Annotated in this window: 20 protein-coding genes; 15 read left to right on the top strand and 5 right to left on the bottom strand. The window is 72.4% G+C overall.

The window, feature by feature from the left end:
- The first annotated feature begins 1 nt into the window (after position 1).
- Positions 2–1,234, top strand: a complete 1,233-nt coding sequence (hemW, locus tag AB0K36_RS29755; RefSeq protein ID WP_364600210.1) for a radical SAM family heme chaperone HemW — start codon at positions 2–4, stop codon at positions 1,232–1,234.
- Positions 1,235–1,277: 43 nt separating this feature from the next.
- Here hemW and AB0K36_RS29760 read toward each other — a convergent pair whose 3' ends face one another.
- Together AB0K36_RS29760 and AB0K36_RS29765 are read right to left on the bottom strand one after the other, a co-directional pair.
- Entirely contained in the window at positions 1,278–2,084 is an 807-nt protein-coding gene (locus tag AB0K36_RS29760; RefSeq protein WP_364600211.1) for a DUF3097 domain-containing protein, read from the bottom strand.
- Positions 2,085–2,110: 26 nt separating this feature from the next.
- On the bottom strand, positions 2,111–2,833 hold the full coding sequence (locus tag AB0K36_RS29765) for an MBL fold metallo-hydrolase (protein WP_364600212.1): 723 nt from the start codon (positions 2,831–2,833) through the stop codon (positions 2,111–2,113).
- Positions 2,834–3,019: 186 nt separating this feature from the next.
- On the opposite strand from AB0K36_RS29765, the gene hrcA reads away from it, so the two are divergent.
- From hrcA to AB0K36_RS29785, 4 genes are all read left to right on the top strand, one after another.
- Positions 3,020–4,045, top strand: a complete 1,026-nt coding sequence (hrcA, locus tag AB0K36_RS29770; RefSeq protein WP_005317821.1) for a heat-inducible transcriptional repressor HrcA — start codon at positions 3,020–3,022, stop codon at positions 4,043–4,045.
- Positions 4,046–5,182, top strand: a complete 1,137-nt coding sequence (gene dnaJ / locus AB0K36_RS29775; RefSeq protein WP_189467968.1) for a molecular chaperone DnaJ — start codon at positions 4,046–4,048, stop codon at positions 5,180–5,182.
- Positions 5,183–5,282: 100 nt separating this feature from the next.
- Entirely contained in the window at positions 5,283–6,359 is a 1,077-nt protein-coding gene (locus tag AB0K36_RS29780; RefSeq protein ID WP_364600214.1) for a nitronate monooxygenase, read from the top strand.
- Positions 6,359–7,102 (top strand): 16S rRNA (uracil(1498)-N(3))-methyltransferase, encoded by a 744-nt coding sequence (locus AB0K36_RS29785; RefSeq protein ID WP_364600216.1) that lies wholly within the window; start codon positions 6,359–6,361, stop codon positions 7,100–7,102. Before AB0K36_RS29780 ends, AB0K36_RS29785 begins: the two co-directional genes overlap by 1 nt.
- Before the next feature lie 46 nt (positions 7,103–7,148).
- Here the strand turns inward: AB0K36_RS29785 and AB0K36_RS29790 are convergent, their stop codons facing one another.
- On the bottom strand, positions 7,149–7,541 hold the full coding sequence (locus AB0K36_RS29790; RefSeq protein WP_364600217.1) for a hypothetical protein: 393 nt from the start codon (positions 7,539–7,541) through the stop codon (positions 7,149–7,151).
- Between the two features lie 74 nt (positions 7,542–7,615).
- Between AB0K36_RS29790 and AB0K36_RS29795 the strand changes: the two genes are divergently transcribed.
- From AB0K36_RS29795 to AB0K36_RS29810, 4 genes are all read left to right on the top strand, one after another.
- Complete coding sequence (locus AB0K36_RS29795) at positions 7,616–8,143, top strand: hypothetical protein (protein ID WP_364600219.1); 528 nt, start codon at positions 7,616–7,618, stop codon at positions 8,141–8,143.
- Between the two features lie 45 nt (positions 8,144–8,188).
- Entirely contained in the window at positions 8,189–11,392 is a 3,204-nt protein-coding gene (locus tag AB0K36_RS29800; RefSeq protein WP_364600221.1) for a S41 family peptidase, read from the top strand.
- Between the two features lie 132 nt (positions 11,393–11,524).
- The gene (locus AB0K36_RS29805; protein WP_364600223.1) at positions 11,525–11,884 is read left to right on the top strand and encodes a histidine triad nucleotide-binding protein; all 360 of its coding nucleotides are present in this window, start codon (positions 11,525–11,527) and stop codon (positions 11,882–11,884) included.
- Between the two features lie 14 nt (positions 11,885–11,898).
- The gene (locus tag AB0K36_RS29810; RefSeq protein ID WP_364600225.1) at positions 11,899–12,807 is read left to right on the top strand and encodes a ribonuclease Z; all 909 of its coding nucleotides are present in this window, start codon (positions 11,899–11,901) and stop codon (positions 12,805–12,807) included.
- Positions 12,808–12,951: 144 nt separating this feature from the next.
- Here AB0K36_RS29810 and AB0K36_RS29815 read toward each other — a convergent pair whose 3' ends face one another.
- Entirely contained in the window at positions 12,952–14,250 is a 1,299-nt protein-coding gene (locus AB0K36_RS29815) for a YncE family protein (protein WP_364600227.1), read from the bottom strand.
- A 153-nt stretch (positions 14,251–14,403) separates the two neighbouring features.
- Between AB0K36_RS29815 and AB0K36_RS29820 the strand changes: the two genes are divergently transcribed.
- The gene (locus tag AB0K36_RS29820; RefSeq protein ID WP_364600229.1) at positions 14,404–15,069 is read left to right on the top strand and encodes a TetR/AcrR family transcriptional regulator; all 666 of its coding nucleotides are present in this window, start codon (positions 14,404–14,406) and stop codon (positions 15,067–15,069) included.
- A 341-nt stretch (positions 15,070–15,410) separates the two neighbouring features.
- Here the strand turns inward: AB0K36_RS29820 and AB0K36_RS29825 are convergent, their stop codons facing one another.
- Positions 15,411–16,709, bottom strand: a complete 1,299-nt coding sequence (locus tag AB0K36_RS29825; protein WP_364600231.1) for a glucarate dehydratase family protein — start codon at positions 16,707–16,709, stop codon at positions 15,411–15,413.
- A 188-nt stretch (positions 16,710–16,897) separates the two neighbouring features.
- Here AB0K36_RS29825 and AB0K36_RS29830 point away from each other — a divergent pair, with 188 nt between their 5' ends.
- The 5 genes from AB0K36_RS29830 to AB0K36_RS29850 all read left to right on the top strand — a co-directional run bounded on the left by AB0K36_RS29830 (position 16,898) and on the right by AB0K36_RS29850 (position 21,392).
- Positions 16,898–18,031: a carbohydrate kinase family protein gene (locus AB0K36_RS29830; RefSeq protein ID WP_435877961.1), complete on the top strand. Its 1,134-nt coding sequence runs from the start codon at positions 16,898–16,900 to the stop codon at positions 18,029–18,031.
- A 180-nt stretch (positions 18,032–18,211) separates the two neighbouring features.
- Entirely contained in the window at positions 18,212–19,228 is a 1,017-nt protein-coding gene (locus AB0K36_RS29835; protein ID WP_307706359.1) for a PhoH family protein, read from the top strand.
- Between the two features lie 12 nt (positions 19,229–19,240).
- The gene (gene ybeY, locus AB0K36_RS29840) at positions 19,241–19,738 is read left to right on the top strand and encodes an rRNA maturation RNase YbeY (protein ID WP_159692161.1); all 498 of its coding nucleotides are present in this window, start codon (positions 19,241–19,243) and stop codon (positions 19,736–19,738) included.
- Positions 19,735–21,039: a hemolysin family protein gene (locus tag AB0K36_RS29845; RefSeq protein WP_364600233.1), complete on the top strand. Its 1,305-nt coding sequence runs from the start codon at positions 19,735–19,737 to the stop codon at positions 21,037–21,039. Before ybeY ends, AB0K36_RS29845 begins: the two co-directional genes overlap by 4 nt.
- Entirely contained in the window at positions 21,036–21,392 is a 357-nt protein-coding gene (locus tag AB0K36_RS29850; protein WP_364600235.1) for an MmcQ/YjbR family DNA-binding protein, read from the top strand. Before AB0K36_RS29845 ends, AB0K36_RS29850 begins: the two co-directional genes overlap by 4 nt.
- The last annotated feature ends 110 nt before the right edge of the window (positions 21,393–21,502 follow it).

The following is a 21,502-nucleotide window of genomic DNA, read 5'->3' on the forward strand; positions in this document are numbered from 1 at the left end:
CATGCCTTCCGTACTGCCTGACGGCGAGCCCATGCCCGAGGACGGCGCGCTGCCCGCGTCCGCCCTCCACGGCGCCGAAGCCCGGCCGCTGGCCTTCTACCTGCACGTGCCGTACTGCGCGACACGCTGCGGCTACTGCGACTTCAACACCTACACGGCCACCGAGCTGCGCGGCTCCGGGGGAGTGCTCGCCTCCCGCGACAACTACGCGGAGACCCTGGCGGACGAGGTCCGCCTCGCCCGCAAGGTCCTCGGCGACGACCCGCGGCCGGTGCGGACGGTGTTCGTCGGCGGGGGCACTCCGACCCTGCTGGCCGCCGGTGATCTCGTACGGATGCTGGACGTGGTGCGTCAGGAGTTCGGCCTCGCCGACGACGCGGAGATCACGACGGAGGCGAACCCGGAATCCGTCGACCCCGCCTACCTGGCGGCCCTGCGGGAGGGCGGCTTCAACCGCGTCTCCTTCGGTATGCAGAGCGCACGGCAGCACGTGCTGAAGGTGCTCGACCGCACCCACACCCCCGGCCGGCCGGAGGCGTGCGTGGCGGAGGCCCGCGCCGCGGGCTTCGACCATGTGAACCTCGACCTGATCTACGGCACCCCGGGCGAGAGCGACGACGACTGGCGGGCCTCGCTGGAGTCCGCCGTGGGCGCGGGACCGGACCATGTGTCGGCGTACGCGCTGATCGTGGAGGAGGGCACACAGCTCGCTCGCCGCATCCGCCGCGGCGAGGTGCCCATGACCGACGACGACGTCCACGCCGACCGCTATCTGATCGCCGACGAGGTGCTCGGCGCGGCCGGCTACGACTGGTACGAGGTGTCCAACTGGGCCACCTCGCCGGAAGGCCGTTGTCTGCACAACGAGCTGTACTGGCGCGGCGCCGACTGGTGGGGCGCCGGCCCAGGGGCGCACAGCCACGTCGGCGGCGTGCGCTGGTGGAACGTGAAGCACCCGGGCGCGTACGCGGCCGCCCTGGCGGAGGGCCGCTCGCCCGGCGCGGGCCGCGAGCTCCTTCCCGAGGAGGACCGCCGCGTGGAGCGCATCCTGCTGGAGCTGCGGCTGCGTGAGGGCGTACCGCTGGACCTCCTGCGTGAGGCGGGCCTCGCGGCGGCCGCCCGTTCCCTGGCGGACGGGCTGCTGGAGCCCGGCCCGTACGAGGCCGGTCGCGCGGTGCTGACCCTGCGGGGACGGCTGCTGGCGGACGCGGTGGTGCGGGACCTGGTGGACTGATCACTCGCCGGGGTGAATCCGGGACCTTGCCCGGGCGTCCCCGCTAGTCGGACACCGTGACGAAGTCGATCAGCTCCTCGACCCGCCCCAGCAGCGCAGGCTCCAGGTCCTTGTAGCTCGTCACCTTCGACAGGATGTGCTGCCAGGCCGCGCCCGTGTTCTCCGGCCAGCCGAGGGCGCGGCACACGCCCGTCTTCCAGTCCTGTCCGCGCGGCACCGTGGGCCACGCCGGGATGCCCACAGAAGAGGGCTTCACCGCCTCCCACACGTCGATGTACGGGTGGCCCACCACCAGCACGTGCGGGTCCGTGACCGAGGCCGCGATACGCGACTCCTTGGAGCCCTCGACCAAGTGGTCCACCAGGACGCCGAGGCGGGCGTCGGGGCCGGGGGAGAAGTCCGCGACGATCGACGGCAGGTCGTCGACGCCCTCCAGGTACTCGACCACCACGCCCTCGATCCGCAGGTCGTCGCCCCACACCCGCTCCACGAGCTCGGCGTCGTGGCGGCCCTCCACGTAGATGCGGCCCGCACGCGCGACCCGCGCCCGGGCGCCGGGAACGGCGAGAGAGCCGGAGGCCGTACGGGACGGACGGGACGGGGCCGCTGGGGCCGGACGGACCAGCGTGACGACCTTGCCCTCCAGCAGGAAGCCCCGCGGCTCGAGCGGGAACACCCGGTGCTTGCCGAAGCGGTCCTCCAGGGTGACCGTCCCCGCCTCGCAGCGGATCACCGCGCCGCAGAAACCGGTCGACACCTCCTCGACCACCAGCTCAGGGTCGGCCGGGACCTCCGGCACGGGCTTCGACCGCTTCCACGGCGGCGTGAGATCAGGGCTGTAGCTGCGCATTCGCACGACGATACGGCCGCACGCCGCTACGACACGCCGAAACGCGCCGCCAGTTCGCCGCGCTGGGCCCGTACGAACGCCGCGTCCACCACCGCGCCGTGCCCGGGGACGTACAGGGCGTCCTCGCCGCCGAGGGCCAGCAGCCTGTCCAGGGCCGCGGGCCACCGGGGCCCGACGGCGTCGCTGCCGGCCTGCGGCTCCCCGGACTCCTCCACCAGGTCCCCGCAGAACACCACCTCCCGTTCGGCGGGCACCAGCAGCGCCAGGTCGTGGCCGGAGTGGCCGGGGCCCACATTGGCCAGCAGCACCTGACGGCCGCCCAGGTCGAGCGTCCACTCCCCGCACACCGCGTGCTGCGGCGCCACCACCATGTCCGCGGCCTCCGCCGCCTCCTCGGCAGCGACCCCGTGCCGGATCGCGGACGCGCGGAGCGCGTCCCGCTCCCGGCGCAGCAGCGTGTCCATGCCCACAGCCCCGTACACTTCCGCCCCCGCGAAGGCCGCCGTGCCCAGCACATGGTCGAAGTGGGGATGGCTGAGTGCGATGTGCGTCACTCGGCGCCCGCCCAGCAGCGCCTGCGCCTGGGCCCGCAGCTCGGCCCCCTCACGGAGCGTGGAGCCCGTGTCGTACATGAGCACCGCGTCCTCGCCGGCGACCAGGCCGACGGTCGCGTCCCATCCCGGGAGGCGGCGGCGGCCGACCCCCTCGGCCAGCCGTTCCCAGCCGAAGTCTTCCCAACTGACGTCCATACGGCGACGCTATCCGCATCACATCCGCATCGACCTGCGCGGGCCGCACGAGCGCGTGTCCGACCGCACGGTCGGCCACCCTTGCTACCCGCGTACCCGGCAGCCGTACACTGGCCGGGGGAATGCTGGCACTCGGGCGCACCGAGTGCCAGGACACACAGAGGAACCACAGCTGGAGGTGCGCGAATGCTCAGCGAACGCAGGCTCGAGGTGCTGCGCGCCATCGTCCAGGACTACGTCGGCACCGAGGAACCTGTCGGGTCCAAGGCCCTCACCGAGCGTCACAACCTCGGCGTCTCCCCGGCCACCGTCCGCAACGACATGGCCGTGCTGGAGGAGGAGGGCTTCATCGCCCAGCCTCACACGAGCGCCGGGCGGATCCCCACGGACAAGGGGTACCGGCTGTTCGTCGACCGGCTGGCCGGCGTCAAGCCGCTGTCGTCGCCGGAGCGCCGCGCCATCCAGAACTTCCTGGACGGGGCGGTCGACCTCGACGACGTCGTGGGACGTACGGTGCGGCTGCTGGCGCAGCTCACCCGGCAGGTCGCCGTCGTCCAGTACCCGTCGCTGACCCGGTCCACGGTCCGGCACGTGGAGCTCCTCTCCCTCGCGCCCGCCCGCCTGATGCTCGTGCTGATCACGGACACGGGCCGGGTCGAGCAGCGCATGATCGACTGCCCCGCCCCGTTCGGCGACACCTCGCTCGCGGACCTGCGGGCCCGGCTCAACAGCCGGGTCGTGGGACGCCGCTTCGCGGACGTGCCGCAGCTGGTGCAGGACCTTCCCGAATCCTTCGAGCACGAGGACCGCGGCACCGTCTCCACGGTGCTCTCCACCCTGCTCGAGACCCTGGTCGAGGAGACCGAGGAGCGGCTCGTGATCGGCGGCACCGCCAATCTGACCCGCTTCGGACACGACTTCCCGCTGACCATCCGGCCGGTGCTGGAGGCGCTCGAGGAGCATGTGGTGCTCCTGAAGCTGCTCGGCGAGGCGAATGAGTCGGGCGGTATGGGCATGACCGTACGTATCGGTCACGAGAACGCCCATGAAGGCCTCAACTCCACGTCCGTGGTCTCGGTCGGCTACGGTTCGGGCGACGAGGCAGTAGCGAAACTCGGCGTGGTCGGACCGACCCGCATGGACTACCCCGGAACGATGGGAGCGGTACGCGCAGTGGCACGTTACGTCGGACAGATCCTGGCGGAGTCGTAAGTGGCCACGGACTACTACGCCGTACTCGGCGTACGCCGCGACGCATCGCAGGACGAGATCAAGAAGGCCTTCCGCCGCCTCGCGCGCGAACTCCACCCGGACGTGAATCCGGACCCGAAGACGCAGGAGCGCTTCAAGGAGATCAACGCCGCGTACGAGGTGCTCTCGGACCCGCAGAAGAAGCAGGTCTACGACCTCGGCGGCGATCCGCTCTCGCAGGCGGGGGGCGGCGGCGCCGGAGGCTTCGGCGCGGGCGGCTTCGGCAACTTCTCCGACATCATGGACGCGTTCTTCGGCACGGCGTCGCAGCGCGGGCCGCGCTCGCGTACGCGCCGCGGCCAGGACGCGATGATCCGGCTGGAGATCGAGCTCAGCGAAGCGGCCTTCGGCACCACGAAGGACATCCAGGTCGACACGGCCGTCGTCTGCACGACGTGCTCCGGCGAAGGCGCGGCGCCCGGCACATCGGCGCAGACCTGCGACATGTGCCGCGGACGCGGCGAGGTCTCGCAGGTGACGCGGTCCTTCCTGGGCCAGGTCATGACGTCGCGGCCCTGCCCGCAGTGCCAGGGCTTCGGCACCGTCGTGCCGACCCCGTGCCCCGAGTGCGCCGGCGACGGCCGCATCCGGTCGCGGCGGACGCTGACCGTGAAGATCCCGGCCGGTGTCGACAACGGCACCCGGATCCAGCTCGCGGGCGAGGGCGAGGTCGGCCCCGGCGGCGGCCCCGCCGGTGACCTGTACGTCGAGATCCACGAGGTCGCCCACCCCGTCTTCCAGCGGCGCGGCGACGACCTGCACTGCACGGTGACGATCCCCATGACCGCGGCGGCGCTGGGCACGAAGTGCCCGCTCGAGACGCTCGACGGCGTGGAGGAGGTCGACATCCGCCCGGGCACGCAGTCCGGCCAGTCGATCCCGCTGCACGGCCGCGGCATCACGCACCTGCGCGGCGGCGGCCGGGGCGACCTGATCGTGCACGTCGAGGTGACGACGCCGACCAAGCTGGACGTGGAGCAGGAGCGACTGCTGAGGGACCTGGCGAAGCTGCGGGGCGAGGAGCGGCCGCTGGGCCAGTTCCAGCCGGGCCAGCAGGGGCTGTTCTCGCGGCTGAAGGACGCGTTCAACGGGCGTTAGCCGGTGATCGCCGGGGGGCCGACGACGTCGGCCCGCCCGGTGACGGCTCAGGCGGAATGGGGGATTCGGCCCCGTCGCGGGGACGTGGCACGATGCGTGCATGTCGTCATCCGTGCTGGCCGGCCTCTGCCGTCATCCGATCGTGCAGGCACCCATGGCCGGCGGCGCTTCCTGTCCGCAGCTGGCCGCCGCCGTGTCGGAGACCGGTGGGCTGGGCTTCCTGGCCGCCGGGTACAAGACGGCGGACGGGATGTACGAAGAGGTCAAACAGGTCCGCGGGCTGACCGCGCGGCCCTTCGGCGTCAACCTGTTCATGCCGCAGCCCGGCAACGCCGACCCCGCCGCCGTCGGTGTCTACCGCGACCAGCTCGCCGGTGAGGCCGCCTGGTACGAGACGCCGCTCGGTGATCCGGACCGGGACCGGGACGACGGCTACGACGCCAAGCTCGCGATCCTGCTCGACGACCCCGTCCCGGTCGTCTCGTTCACCTTCGGCTGTCCCTCGCGCAGCGTCTTCGAGTCGTTCGGCAAGGCGGGCACCTTCACGATCGTGACCGTCACCACGCCGGAGGAGGCACAGGCGGCCCAGTGGGCCGGTGCCGACGCGGTGTGCGTGCAGGGCGTCGAGGCCGGCGGCCATCAGGGCACGCATCGGGACGACCCCGCGACCGACGGGTCCGGTTACGGACTGCTCGCGCTTCTCGCACTGGTGAAGGAGACCGTACAGATGCCTGTCATCGCCGCCGGCGGACTGATGCGCGGCAATCAGATCGCCGCGGTCCTGGCGGCCGGGGCGAGCGCCGCGCAGCTCGGTACCGCCTTCCTGGTGTGCCCCGAGTCGGGGGCGCACCCGGTGCACAAACAGGCCATGACCAACCCGCTGTTCGTGCGCACCGACCTGACCCGGGCCTTCTCCGGGCGGCCCGCGCGGGGCCTGGTGAACAGGTTCATGCGGGAGCACGGGCCGTACGCGCCGGCCGCGTACCCCGAGGTGCACCATCTGACGAGCGGGCTGCGCAAGGCCGCCGCGAAGGCGGGCGACGCGCAGGGCATGTCGCTCTGGGCGGGCCAGGGGCACCGGCTGGCGCGTGAGATGCCCGCCGCCCAGCTGGTGGGGGTGCTCGCCGCGGAGGCGGACTCCGCACGGGCCGCGCTGTCGCTCGGCGGTGGTGTGTGATGACCGCTCCCGTCTTCCTCGTCGCATCGCTCGCAGGCGTCGCGCCCGGCGCGGCCGTGGTCCTGGACGGGCCTGAGGGGCGGCACGCCGTCTCCGTGCGCCGGCTCCAGCCGGGCGAGGACATCGTCCTCACGGACGGCGGCGGCCGCGGAGCGTCGGGCACCGTCGTCTCCACCGAGGGCAAGGACCGTCTGACGGTCGAGGTGCGCGAGTGCCCCGAGGAGCCGCAACCGTCGCCCCGTATCACCGTCGTGCAGGCGCTGCCCAAGGGCGACCGCGGCGAACTCGCCGTGGAGACCATGACCGAGACCGGTGTGGACGCGGTCGTGCCGTGGTCGGCGGCGCGCTGCATCACCCAGTGGAAGGGCGAGCGCGGCGCGAAGTCGCTCGCCAAGTGGCGGGCGACGGCCCGTGAGGCGGGCAAGCAGTCGCGCAGACTCCGCTTCCCGGAGGTCGCGGAGCCGGCAACGACCAAGCAGGTCGCGGCACTTCTGGCGGACGCGGACTTCGCCGCGGTGCTCCACGAGGAGGGCGCCGTGCCGCTCGCCACGGCCGAACTCCCCGCGGAGGGCTCGATCGTGCTCGTGGTCGGCCCCGAGGGGGGCGTGTCCCCGCAGGAGCTCGCCCTGTTCGCGGAGGCGGGCGCCGGGCCGTACCGGCTGGGACGCAGCGTGCTGCGTACGTCCACGGCCGGCACGGCGGCGACGGCGCTCCTGCTGGGGCGCACCGGCCGCTGGTCCTGAGCGGGGGCCCTTCGGCTCCGCCGCCCGGAAGAGGCGGTCCCGACGCTCAGCCCGCCGGGCCCGCCGGTACGTCGCCGGCCACCGCCTCGAGCAGCGGCCACCCGTCGGTCTCGACCGTCCTCGGCGTGTCCGGCAGCAGCCCGCGGGCGGTGGCCGCGTCGAGGAACCGCCGTGCCACGCCCGGCTCATGGAGATTCAGCCAGGTCCCGCCCGAGACCACGGCCCCCGACGTGAGATACCCCCCGGAGACGGCCCGGCCAGGACCTTCCCGGAAGACGACCGCCAGGCGCTGCTGCGTTCCCTCGCGCCACAGCGACAGCGTCGTACGGCAGTCATGGGTGCCGGAACCGTCCCGTGTGTGCCGGTGCCGCACCGACCACATGTACACGTTGCCCGCGTCCACGACGAGGCGGCGGGCGCGCCGAAGCTTCCTGGCCATGGCCCGACCGTACGGGCCGCACCATGGCCGCAACCACTCTTTTACCGGCGGGGCGGTGCTGGCACTCTGGCGTCATGCCCGCCCCGACCGGAGCACGGCGCGCGTTGGCCGCGATCGCCGTCGCAGCAGCGGTAGTTCCCGCCCTCGTGGCCTGCGAGCCCACCGCAGGAGGGCTGAACACCGGTGCCGTGGCCGTCACCACCGACCTGACCGCGACCAGCACGCTCGAACGGCTCGAGTTCGAGGTCGCCTGGCTGAGCTGTACGGCGAAGGCCGACACCCCTGCCACCGCCTCGCCGGGTTCCACCGCCTCGCCCGGTTCCGGTCCGGGCCGTGCCTCCGTGGACTGCCAGGGTGAGACCGGATCCGGTCAGGACATCACCGTCACCGGCAAGGTGACGGAGGAACGCGGCGGGAAGTGCGTCCGAGGCGATCTGACCGCCAGGATCGAGAAGAAGATCGTCTTCCAGGCGACCATGCTCGGCGACTGCAGCGCCGCACCGAGCAGTGCGCCGGCCGGCGAGCCTCCCGCTCCCGGGGCGCCGTACCCGACCGTCACGGTCACCGTCACCGAAACGGTGACAGCTCTTCCGGGCAAGTGATCCAAAACCGCACCCTTGAGGCTGCCACCTGCCTAGGGTGACGGTGTGACGCACCCTGCCTACCTCCGGTATCCGCATCTGCACGGCGAGTTGATCGCCTTCACCGCCGAGGACGACGTCTGGGTCGCGCCGCTCGACGGCGGCCGGGCGTGGCGCGTGAGCGCCGACAACATGCCCGTGAACCACCCCAGGATCTCGCCCGACGGCACCCGTATCGCCTGGTCCTCGTACCGCGACGGCACGCCGGAGGTCCACCTGGCGGCTGTCGACGGCGGCCCGTCCGACCGGCTCACCCACTGGGGCAGCCACCGCACCTCCGTACGGGGCTGGACCCCCGACGGCCGGGTCCTGGCGCTCACCACGCACGGGCAGGCGTCGCTGCGCCGCACCTGGGCGCACGCGGTGCCGCTCGACGGCGGCCCCTCCGAAGTCCTCCCGTACGGGCCCGTCGGCGGCGTCGCGTACGGCCCGCGCACCCTGTTGCTGTCGGCCACCATGGGGCGTGAGGCCGCGGCCTGGAAGCGCTACCGCGGCGGCACGGCGGGCAAGTTGTGGATCGAGGGGGAGACCGAGGGGGAGTTCGTACGCCTCCACGAGGACATCGACGGGAACGTCGAGTACCCCCTGTGGGTCGGCGAACGGGTCGCGTTCCTCTCCGACCACGAGGGCGTCGGCGCCCTCTACTCCTCCCTGCCCGACGGCTCGGACCTGCGCCGCCACACCGGCCTCGACGGCTTCTACGCCCGCCACGCGGCGACCGACGGCACCCGTGTCGCCTACGCCCGCGCCGGTGAACTGTGGCTGCTCGACGGCCTGGACGGCGAGCAGCCGCGCCGCCTGGACATCCGGCTCGGCGGCCAGCGCACCGACCTCCAGCCACGGCCGATCGACGCCGGCCACCACCTCGGCGCGGCGGACCCGGACCACACCGGCCGCGGCAGCGCCGTGGAGATCCGCGGCGGCATCCACTGGGTCACCCACCGCGAAGGGCCCGCGCGTTCGCTCGCCGCCGAACCGGGCGTACGGGCCAGGCTGCCGCGTACGTTCGGCGTCGACGGCGAGCAGTACGTCGTGTGGGTGACCGACGCGGAGGGCGACGACGCGCTCGAGTTCGCGCCCGCCACCGGTACCGCCGCCGGCGCCACTCCGCGCCGGCTCGCCGCGGGCCGGCTCGGCCGGGTACTGGCCCTCGCCGTCGCCCCCGACGGCAGCCGTGCCGCCGTCGCCTCGCACGACGGCCGGGTGCTCCTCGTGGAGCGCGAGACGGGGGAGGTCCGCGAAGTGGACCGCAGCGAGCACGGCGACGCCGACGGCCTCGTCTTCTCGCCCGACTCGGCATGGCTGGCGTGGTCCCACCCCGGCCCCAGCCCGCTGCGGCAGATCAAACTCGCCAACACCGGTGATCTGACCGTCTCCGAGGCGACGCCGCTGCGGTTCGCCGACTTCCAGCCCGCCTTCACCCTCGACGGCAAACACCTCGCGTTCCTCTCGGAACGTGCCTTCGACCCCGTCTACGACGCGCACGTCTTCGACCTCGCCTTCGTCGGCGGGTGCCGGCCGCACCTGATCACGCTGGCGGCGACCACGCCCTCGCCCTTCGGCCCGCAGCGGCACGGCCGGCCGTTCGAGGCGGACAAGGACGGCTCGTCGGAGACGGACGACGGCTCGGCGCCGGTCACCCGTATCGACCTCGACGGGCTCGCCGACCGCATCGTGCCGTTCCCGGTCGAGGCCGCCAGCTACTCCACCCTGCGCGCGGCCAAGGACGGCCTGCTGTGGCTGCGCCACCCGCTGCGCGGCGTCCTCGGCGCCAACCGCGCCACCCCCGACGACCCGGGGCCGCGGACCACCCTGGAGCGGTACGACCTCGGGCAGCAGCGGGTCGAGGAACTCGCCTCCGACGCCTCCTACTTCCGCGTCAGCGGCGACGGCAAGCGGGTGCTGCTCTACACCGGCGACAAGCTCAAGGTCGTTCCCAGCGACCGCGAGGCCTCGCACGACGACGGTGACAACGACAGCGCCGCGAGCATCACCGTCGACCTGTCCAGAGTGCGCCGCACCGTCGAACCGGCCGCCGAATGGCGGCAGATGTACGACGAGGCCGGGCGGCTCATGCGGGACCACTTCTGGCGGCCCGACCTCGGCGGTGTCGACTGGGCGGGCGTCCTCGAACGCTACCGGCCCGTCCTCGACCGCGTCGCGACCCACGACGACCTCGTCGACCTGCTGTGGGAAGTGCAGGGCGAGCTCGGAACGTCGCACGCGTACGTCATTCCGCACGGCGACCACGGCGACGCGTCCACCCGGCAGGGACTGCTCGGCGCGGACATCTCCCGCACCGAGGACGGTGGTTGGCGCATCGACCGCATCCTGCCGTCCGAGTCGTCCGACCCTCACGCGCACTCGCCGCTGGCCGCGCCCGGTGTCGCCCTGCGCGCCGGTGACACGCTGCTCGCCGTGGACGGCAGGCCCGTCGACCCGGTCAGGGGCCCCGGGCCGCTGCTCGTCGGCGCGGCCGGCAAGGCGGTCGAACTGACCGTCTCACCGGCGGGCGGCGGCGACCCCCGGCACGCCGTCGTCGTTCCCCTCGCCGACGAGGAACCCCTGCGTTACCACGCGTGGGTCGCCGACCGGCGTGCCTATGTGCACGAGAAGTCCGGCGGGCGCCTGGGCTATCTGCACGTACCCGACATGCAGGCCCCCGGCTGGGCGCAGATCCACCGCGACCTGCGGGTCGAGGTGGCGAAGGACGGCCTGGTCGTGGACGTACGGGAGAACCGCGGAGGCCACACCTCACAGCTCGTCGTCGAGAAGCTGGCCCGCCGCATCGTGGGCTGGGACCTGCCGCGCGGCATGCAGCCGTCCAGCTATCCGCTGGACGCGCCCCGGGGACCGGTCGTCGCCGTGGCCAACGAGTTCTCCGGCTCCGACGGCGACATCGTCAACGCCGCGATCAAGGCGCTGGGCATCGGCCCCGTGGTCGGCACCCGCACCTGGGGCGGCGTCGTGGGCATCGACAGCCGCTACTCCCTCGTGGACGGCACGCTGGTCACCCAGCCGAAGTACGCCTTCTGGCTGGAGGGTTACGGCTGGGACGTGGAGAACCGCGGCGTCGACCCGGACGTCGAGGTCGTCCCCGCCCCGCAGGACCACGCGGCGGGACGCGACCCGCAACTGGACGAGGCGGTGCGTCTGGCGCTGGAGGCACTCGCTTCCACCCCGGCGAAGCAGCCGCCGTCCCTTCCGTAGCCGCTGCCGGGCCCCGGCCCGCCCCGCCGCCCCCTGCGGCGGAGACGGGCGGGCCGCGCCCGGGCGGTGCCGGAGGCGGCCGGGCCGATAGCATGCCGACGGAAGTGGTCGAGCTCGAGGGAGGACCGGGGAATGGCCGGAGAACCGCAGGCGGACTGTCTGTTCTGCAAGATCGTCTCAGGGGAGGTGCCCGCCACGGTCGTCCGTGAGACGGAGACCACCCTCGCCTTCCGCGACATAAACCCCCAGGCCCCCACGCACGTCCTCGTCATCCCCAAGGCGCACTACGCGGACGCCGCATCCCTCGCCGCCGGCGCGCCCCAGCTGGCCGCCGACGTGCTGCACGAGGCCGGGCAGGTCGCCGCCGACGAGAAGGCGGACCGGAGCGGCTACCGGATCGTCTTCAACACCGGGTCCGGCGCCGGGCAGACCGTCTTCCACGCCCACGCGCACGTCCTCGGAGGCCGCGGCCTCGAGTGGCCCCCCGGCTAGACGAGGACCGCGCAGTGTCCGTACGCGAACTCGTGGTGCTGGGCACCGCCAGCCAGGTCCCGACCCGGCACCGCAACCACAACGGCTACCTCCTGCGCTGGGACGGCGAGGGGCTCCTCTTCGATCCCGGCGAGGGCACCCAGCGGCAGATGCTGCGTGCCGGGGTGTCCGCGCACGACATCAACCGGATCTGTGTCACGCACTTCCACGGTGACCACTCCCTCGGTGTCGCCGGAGTGATCCAGCGGATCAATCTCGACCAGGTGCCGCACCCGGTGTCGGCGCACTACCCGGCGAGCGGGCAGCGGTTCTTCGACCGGCTGCGGTACGCGACGGCGTACCGCGAGACGGTGAAACTGAAGGAGGTCCCGGTCGCCGCGGACGGCGTCGTCGCGCGGACCGGCGGGTACACGCTCCACGCGCACCGGCTCTCGCACCCCGTCGAGTCGTACGGCTACCGGCTCGTCGAGCCGGACGGCCGCCGGATGCTGCCCGAGAAGCTGGCCGCGCACGGCATCAAGGGCCCGGACGTGGGCCGGCTCCAGCGGGAGGGCGAGCTCGGCGGCGTGACGCTCGACGACGTGAGCGAGGTGCGCCGGGGCCAGCGGTTCGCCTTCGTGATGGACACCCGGCTCTGCGACGGCGTGCATGTGCTCGCAGAGGGCTGCGACATGCTCGTCATCGAATCGACGTTCCTCGACGAGGACGGCCGGCTGGCCGAGGAGCACGGCCACCTGACCGCCGGTCAGGCGGGCCTGGTCGCGCACCGGGGAGGCGTCCGCCACCTCGTGCTGACGCACTTCTCGCAGCGCTACACCGACGCCGCCGCCGAGTTCGAGCGGCAGGCCAGGGCGGCCGGCTTCGACGGCGAGGTGACCGTCGCCAGGGACCTGTGGCGTGTTCCGGTGCCCAAACGGTCCTGAGGCGACGGCCCTCGCGGCCGCCCGTGGCGCGAGTCCTGTTCGCGGTGTTCCTGTCCGCGCTGATTCCGTCCGCGCGGATTGGCTCCGCGCGGATTGGCTCCGCCCTGATCTGTTCGCGCCGGATTCCGTTCGCGCGGGGCCGGTTCAGCGCGCGGCGGGAGATGTCCAGCCGGCCGGCACCTGGGCGATGCGCACCCGCTGCGGATGGTCCCCGACCGCGACGGAGGCGACCTTCTTCCCGGTGGCGAAGTCGATCGCGGTGACGGAGTCGGAGCCGCTCTCGGAGATGACGCAGGACCTGCCGTCGCCGCTGACGGTCGCCCAGTAGGGCTTGGAGGCGGGCACGGGCGGGCTCTCCTGGAGGGTCGCCCGGTCGACGACGGTGGCGTAGTCGTCCATCGTGCCCGCGACGCACAGCTTGTCGCCCCTCGGGCTCATGGACATGCCGTGGTGGCGGGAGTCGTTGACCCAGGTCGTGCGGTCCTCGCTGGTCGCCGGGTTCTTCGGCAGGGTCTTGACCCTGGTGACCCTGTCCGTGGCCACGTCGTACTCCACGAAGCCGTTGAAGAACGACACCTGGAAGTAGAGCTTGGACTCGTCGGGGGTCAGCGCGACGGGCCGGACGGAGTCGGAGAGGTCCTCGCGGCCGAAGGCGTCGAGCCGCTCCCGCATGTCGATGACCTTCACCTGCTGATAGGTCCGCGTGTCGACGACGGTGATGCGCCGGTCGCCCTTCGTCCAGTCGAGCCAGGGGGCGTCGAGCGCGGTGTTGACCTCGCCGATGGACATGTTCCAGAGGTACCTGCCGCCGTCGGTGAAGACGTTCTCGTGCGGCTTGTCGCCGGTCTTGAACGACCCGGTCTGCTCGCCGGTCCTGATGTCGAGGACGTGCACGGTGTTGGACGTCGAGGCGGAGACGGCGACGCGCGTGCCGTCGGGGGAGACGGCCATGTGGTCGGAGCGGAAGCCGGAGACGGGGAAGCGCCAGTTGATCTTTCCGGTGGCGAGGTCGATCGAGACGACGTCGGCGAAGCTGGGGCGGGAGACGACCATGGCGGACCCGTCCGGGGTCGAGTACATGTCGTCGACGAACTGGTCGTGACCCTCGCCGGGGCCCTGGCGGATGCCGAGGAAGAAGGCCAGCTTGAGCGGGTTGAGGTAGATCTCCCTCAGCCGCTCCTCCTTGTCCGGGACGACGTCGACGCGGCCGATCTTCGCGAAGTCGCCCCGGGCCTCGATGACATCGGCGGTGCCGTCCCAGTTGTTGCCGACGAACATCACCTCCCGCAGTCCCGCGGCCCGCTCGCCCGCCGGGCCGGAGACGCCCGCCGCTCCCGAAGTGTCCGCCGCCGGCGCCGCGTTCGCGGTCACCGAACCGGTGGCGGCCAGGGCCAGGGCGGCGACGGCCGCACCCACGGCCCGCCTGGTGCTGGACAGAGACATCGTCGTTCCTTCCATGAAGGGCGGCCCCATGGCGCGGGCGCAGTCTGAAAACGCATCCGTTCAGATTGAGCTACTGGAAAGTAACGAGCGGTGGCAGGCTTCACAAGACTTCGGACACGTGAAAATGAGTCCGCGACGACGAGGGAGGCGCCAGTGGCGGGCAGGGTCAGACAGCCCACCGGCCGTTACGGAGGCAGGTCGGCCGAGGAACGCCGGGCGGAGCGGCGCAGCCGGTTCCTCGACGCGGGCCTCCGGCTGTTCGGCGACACGCCCGGCTACCGTGCCACGACCGTCGCGGCGCTGAGCGACGCGGCGGGCCTGTCCACCCGCCAGTTCTACGAGGAGTTCCGCGGCCTCGAGGACGTGCTCGCGGCCCTGCACCTCCAGGTCAACGACTGGGCGGAGGAGGCGGCGCTCGCCGCGCTCGCGGAAGCCGCCGAACTGCCGCTGGCTGAACGGGCGACGGCCGTCTTCCGCGCGTACGCGGCGAACGTGACGGGCGATCCCCGGCGTATCCGGATCACGTTCCTCGAGATCGTCGGGGTCAGCCCGCAGATGGAGCGGCAGCGGCTGGCGCGCCGGGCCCGCTGGGTGGACTTCATCTGCGCGCAGGCCGCGACGGCCGTCGAACGAGGCGAGGCGGATCCGCGTGACTACCGGGTCGCGGCCGCCGCGTTCATCGGAAGCGTCAACGGGCTGCTGCACGACTGGACGGTCGGGTGGGTGGACGCGACGCTCGACGACCTCGTCGACGAGCTGGTCCGGATGCTGCTGGGCATCCTGCGTCCGGCCGCGCCGTGGCGCGCGACGGCTCCCTAGCGTCGGGCTGCTTCGTCACGTGCGGCGGCTCCGTGGCGTCGGGTTGCTTCGTCTCGTGCGGCGGCTCCGTGGCGTCGGGTTGCTTCGTCTCGTGCGGCGGCTCCGTGGCGTCGGGTTGCTTCGTCTCGTGCGGCGGCTCCGTGGCGTCGGGTTGCTTCGTCACGGGCGACGGCTCCGTGACGCCCGGCTGCTTCGCTACGCGCCCGCCTCCGTAGCGCTGCTCGTGGCGTCCCGTCGGCTCCGGCGGCCCGGCCCCTGTGCCCGGGGTCCGGGCGGGCGGGATCTCGCCCGCCATGCCCCGGCCCGCTCCGGCCGGGTGTCCGCGGACACCCGGCCGGCGTTCACCAGCGTGGCACCGGCGGTGTCGTCCACCCCGGCTCCGCCACCCGCATCGCCGCCGCGTCGTCCCGGTCGCGCATCGAGCCGTCGTCGTCCAGCCAGCGCCGGTGCAGCCGGGCCAGCCGGTCCCGGTCGAGCTCGACGCCGAGCCCGGGCAGGTCGCTCACGGCCAGGCGGCCGTCCCGGAAGGTGAGCCGCTCGGTGATGACGTCCTCGGTCTGCCACGGGTAGTGGCTGTCGCAGGCGTGGTCCAGGTTCGGCACGACGGCCGCGACATGCGTCATCGCGGCGAGGCTGATGCCGAGGTGGGTGTTGGAATGCATCGACAGCGCCACGCCGAACGTCCGGCAGACGGCGGCCAGTTCCCGGGTCGCCTGGAGCCCGCCCCAGTAGTGGTGGTCGGAGAGGACCACCTGCACCGCGCCGCGGGCGAAGGCCTCGGGGATCTCGGCGAAGGTCGTCACGCACATGTTCGTCGCGAGGGGCACGTCCGTGCCGGCGGCCACCTCCGCCATCCGGGCTGTGCCGCTGGCCGGGTCCTCCAGATACTGCAGGACGCCGCCGAGCTCCTTGGCGACCTTGAGCGAAGTCTCCACCGACCAGGCGCCGTTGGGGTCGAGCCGCAGATGCTGCCCGGGGAACGCCGCCGCGAGCGCCCGGACCGCCGCGATCTCCTGCTCCGGTTCGAAGACGCCGCCCTTGAGCTTGAAGGACGTGAAGCCGTACTCGCGGGCGAAGCGCCGGGCCTGGGCCACGATGCCGGCCGGGTCGAGCGCGGCGCCCCAGTCGTCCGGCTCGCCCGCGCCGCCCGGGTGACGGGCCCAGCGATAGAACAGGTAGGCGCTGTAGTCGACGGCGTCCCTGACCTTGCCGCCCAGGAGGGCGTGCACGGGCAGCCCGAGCGTCTTGCCGAGCGCGTCGAGGCACGCCACCTCGAAGCCGGACACCACCGACAGGCGCAACTTGTCCGTGGTCTGTACGCCGCGCAGCCCGCCGACGTCCACCGCGTCCGCGCCGGTCGCCTCCGGCGAGTCGCCGCAGACGCGTTCCGCCAGCCGGTGCAGGGCGTTGACGTCGGAGACGGCGCGGCCGGGCAGCGCGTCGGCCAGCGGGGCGGCCAGGTCGAGGTACTTGGTGTCGCCGTAGGTCTCGCCGACGCCGGTCACGCCGCCGGCCGTCACGACCTCGACGATCAGCCGCGGGGTGTACGGCTGGTGCACGCCCTGGGTGTTCAGCAGAGGAGGGTCGGCGACCAGGATCGGGGTGAGCCGTACCTCGGTGACGGTCAGGTCCTGCCCCATGCTGTCTCCCCAGATCGCGTACATGTATGAGAACCGAGGTTAGGTACGCGAACACTCGAGCGTCAATGGTGCGAAGCTCGCCGGTAGCCGCCCGCGCGCCCGCACCGGCCGCGGTATTTCCTTCCGGCCGAGTGTCGGTGCCGTCGGGCAGACTGGCTTGAACTGCACCACTTATGGGAGCGCGCACGGTGACCATTCGCAGCGGAGAGCAACTGCCCGGGACGACGTGCCGAAGCGACATCGCGGGCACCTGCCTCGACCCCCTCGCGGGCGTCCGCGCGCCCGGCGATCCGGACTGCGACGTCTACCTCACCGGCAGCGTCTTCCTCGACATCATCTTCACCGGCCTCGACTCCGCACCGGTGCGCGGCACCGAGTCATGGGCCCGGGGGATGGGATCCAGCCCCGGCGGCGTCGCGAACATGGCGACCGCACTCGCCCGCCTCGGGCTGCGCACGTCCCTCGCCGCCGCCTTCGGCGACGACCACTACGGCGAATACTGCTGGGACGCCCTCGAACAGGGCGAGGGCATCGATCTGAGCCTCTCGCGCACCGTGCCCGGCTGGCACTCGCCGGTCACCGTCTCCATGGCCTACGAAGGCGAACGGACCATGGTCACCCACGGCCACGAGGCCCCGCCCTCCGAGTCGGCCCCCGACTGCCCGCCACCGGCCCGCGCCGCGGTCGCCTCCCTCACACCGGGCGCCCGCGCGGAGTGGATCGCCCAGGCCGCCGGCAAGGGCACCCGGGTCTTCGCCGACGTCGGCTGGGACGAGTCCGGCCGCTGGGACCCGGACGACCTGGCCGACCTGGAGCACTGCGAGGCGTTCCTGCCCAACGCGGCGGAAGCGATGCGCTACACCCGCACCGACTGCCCGCGTGCCGCCGCCCGCGCCCTCACCGACCGGGTCCCGCTCGCGGTCGTCACCCTCGGCGCGGAAGGGGCGTACGCGGTCGACGGCGCCACCGGCGAGAGCGCCGAGGTCCCGGCCCTCAGCGTGGAGGCCCTGGACCCGACGGGCGCGGGCGACGTGTTCGTGGCCGGATTCGTCACCGGCACGCTGGCGGGCTGGCCGCTGGCCGACCGCCTCGCGTTCGCCGGCCTGACCGCCGCCCTGTCGGTGCAGGAGTTCGGCGGCTCCCTCTCCGCGCCCGGCTGGTCCGAGGTCGCCGCCTGGTGGCAGCAGGTGCGGGCCACGCCGGGCCAGGACCCGGCGGCCCTGAGCCGCTACGGCTTCCTGGAGCGGCTGCTGCCGGCCCCCGCCAGGCCCTGGCCGCTGCGCCGCGCGGTCCCGACGATCGGCTTCGGGCGCTCCGCCTGAGTGAGCCCGTCGCTATCTCCCTCCGCCGGGGAAGGCCCTCGAGGGCCGGGAAGCGGCGGGTAGCGGCCCCGTAAAAGCCTTCGGCCTTGTCAGCGGCGCGTCGTACCCTTGGTGTTCCAGAGGTTGTCGAGCAGCGAGAACCCTGCAACGGGAGGTATGTGCAGGCCACAGAGCCGGCCCATGACTCAGACACCGACAGACCAGACCCCCGCGCCCGGCCAGGCGCGAGCCCACTTCACCGTCCCGGCCAAGCACCCGATGGTGACGGTCCTGGGCTCGGGTGACGCCCTGCTGCGCGTGATCGAGAAGGCCTTCCCGGCGGCCGACATCCATGTCCGGGGCAACCAGGTCAGCGCGGTCGGCGACGCGCGGGAAGTCGCTCTGATCCAACGCCTGTTCGACGAGATGATGCTCGTGCTCCGCACCGGGCAGCCGATGACGGAGGACGCAGTGGAACGCTCGATCGCCATGCTCAGAGCGGCCGAAGAGGGCACGGGCGCGACCGAGACCCCGGCAGAGGTCCTCACCCAGAACATCGTCTCGAGCCGCGGCCGCACCATCCGCCCCAAGACGCTGAACCAGAAGCACTACGTCGACGCGATCGACAAGCACACGATCGTGTTCGGCATCGGCCCCGCCGGTACCGGCAAGACGTATCTCGCCATGGCCAAGGCCGTCCAGGCGCTGCAGTCCAAGCAGGTCAACCGCATCATCCTGACCCGCCCCGCGGTCGAGGCCGGTGAGCGTCTCGGATTCCTCCCCGGCACGCTGTACGAGAAGATCGACCCGTATCTGCGGCCGCTGTACGACGCGCTGCACGACATGCTCGACCCCGACTCCATCCCCCGCCTGATGGCGGCGGGCACGATCGAGGTCGCGCCCCTGGCGTACATGCGCGGACGGACGCTCAACGACGCGTTCATCATCCTGGACGAGGCGCAGAACACGAACCCCGAGCAGATGAAGATGTTCCTCACCAGGCTCGGCTTCGAATCGAAGATCGTGATCACCGGCGACGTCACGCAGATCGACCTTCCGGGCGGGACGAAGAGCGGCCTGCGCCAGGTGCAGGACATTCTCGAAGGCGTCCCCGACGTCCACTTCTCGCGGCTCACGTCGCAGGATGTCGTACGGCACAAGCTGGTCGGCCGTATCGTCGACGCGTACGAGAAGTACGACGGCCAAAACGGGAAGTAGTCAACGCGCACCATGTCGATCGACGTCAACAACGAGTCCGGAACCGAGGTCGACGAGCAGGCGATCCTCGACATCGCCCGCTACGCCCTCGCGCGGATGCGTATCCACCCGCTCTCCGAGCTCTCGGTGATCGTCGTGGACGCCGAAGCCATGGAGCAGTTGCACATCCAGTGGATGGACCTGCCGGGTCCGACCGATGTGATGTCCTTCCCGATGGACGAGCTCCGTCCGCCGGCCAAGGACGACGAGGAGCCCCCGCAGGGCCTCCTCGGCGACATCGTGCTCTGCCCCGAGGTGGCGAAGAAGCAGGGCGAAGAGGCGCCGACGCAGCACTCCATGGACGAGGAGCTCCAGCTCCTGACCGTCCACGGGGTGCTGCACCTGCTCGGCTACGACCACGAGGAGCCCGACGAGAAGGCCGAGATGTTCGGTCTCCAGGCCGCGATCGTCGACGGCTGGCGGACGGAGAAGGGCCATACCGGCCCCTCCCCTGCGCCGACCGTCTCATGACCGGCCAACTGCTCGCCGGCGCGGTCGCGCTGGTCGTCGTGGCCTGGCTCGCCGCATGCGCCGAGGCGGGCCTCGCCCGCGTCTCCAGCTTCCGCGCCGCCGAGGCCGTCCGGTCCGGACGGCGCGGCGCGGACAAGCTCGAACAGGTCGCCGCGGACCCCACCCGCTATCTCAACGTCGCCCTGCTGGTGCGGGTGGCGTGCGAGATGGCGGCCGGGGTCCTCGTCACCTACGTGTGCCTCGAGGAGTTCGCCGAGACCTGGTCGGCACTGCTCGTCGCCATCGCCGTGATGGTCCTCGTGAGCTATGTCGCCGTCGGGGTCTCCCCGCGCACCATCGGCCGCCAGCACCCGCTCAACACGGCCACCGCGGCGGCGTACGTGCTGCTGCCGCTGGCCCGGGTGATGGGCCCGGTACCGCAGCTGCTGATCCTCATCGGCAACGCCCTGACCCCCGGAAAGGGCTTCCGCAAGGGGCCGTTCGCGTCCGAGGCCGAGCTGCGGGCGATGGTCGACCTGGCGGAGCAGGAGTCGCTGATCGAGGACGACGAGCGCCGCATGGTGCACTCCGTCTTCGAACTCGGCGACACCCTGGTGCGCGAGGTGATGGTGCCGCGCACCGACCTCGTCTCCATCGAGCGCTACAAGACCGTCCGCCAGGCGCTGACGCTGGCGCTGCGTTCCGGCTTCTCCCGCATCCCCGTCACCGGGGAGAACGAGGACGACATCGTCGGAGTCGTGTACCTCAAGGACCTGGTCCGCAAGACACACATCAACCGCGACGCGGAGGCGGACGTCGTCTCCACGACGATGCGGCCCGCGGTGTTCGTGCCCGACACCAAGAACGCCGGTGACCTGCTCCGCGAGATGCAGCAGAAGCGCAACCACGTCGCCGTCGTCATCGACGAGTACGGCGGCACCGCGGGCATCGTCACCATCGAGGACATCCTCGAGGAGATCGTCGGCGAGATCACCGACGAGTACGACCGAGAGCTGCCGCCCGTCGAGGAGCTCGGCGACGGCTGCTTCCGGGTCACCGCCCGCCTCGACATCGGCGACCTCGGCGAGCTGTACGGCCTCGGGGCCGACGAGCTCGACGACGAGGACGTGGAGACGGTCGGCGGCCTGCTGGCCAAGGCGCTCGGCCGGGTCCCGATCGCCGGCGCCAAGGCGGTCGTGGACCTGCCGGACGGCCGTGCCCTGCGGCTGACCGCGGAGTCCCCGGCCGGCCGCCGGAACAAGATCGTGACGGTGCTGTCCGAGCCGGTGGAACAGGTGACCGAGGAGCGGATGACCGGGTGAAGGCACAGCAGCTGAGGGCGTTCTGCCTCGAGTTCAACGCCGCGGTGGAGGAGTTCCCCTTCGGGCCGGAGACGTCGGTGTTCAAGGTCCTGGGCAAGATGTTCGCCCTCAGCGCGCTGGACGCCGTGCCGCTCACGGTCAACCTCAAGTGCGACCCGGACCTCGCGGTCCGGCTGCGCGCGGACCACCCGGGCGTGATCGTGCCCGGCTGGCACATGAACAAGCGCCACTGGAACACGGTGACGGTGGGCCGCCTGCCGGACCGGCTGGTCCGGGAGCTGGTGGAGGACTCGTACGACCTGGTGGTGGCGGGGCTGCCGCGGGCGGAACGCTTGCGGCTGGACCGGGGGTAGGGGGTCGGCGTAGCCGCTGCGCGGGGCCGTTTCCCCATCCCGCCCCTTCCCGAACCGGGCTCCGCCCGGACCCGCCACCGCGCTCCGCGCGGTGTTTCGGGGGCTCTGCC

The organism is Streptomyces kurssanovii (assembly GCF_040677245.1).
GTDB classification, from domain to species: Bacteria; Actinomycetota; Actinomycetes; order Streptomycetales; family Streptomycetaceae; genus Streptomyces; species Streptomyces kurssanovii.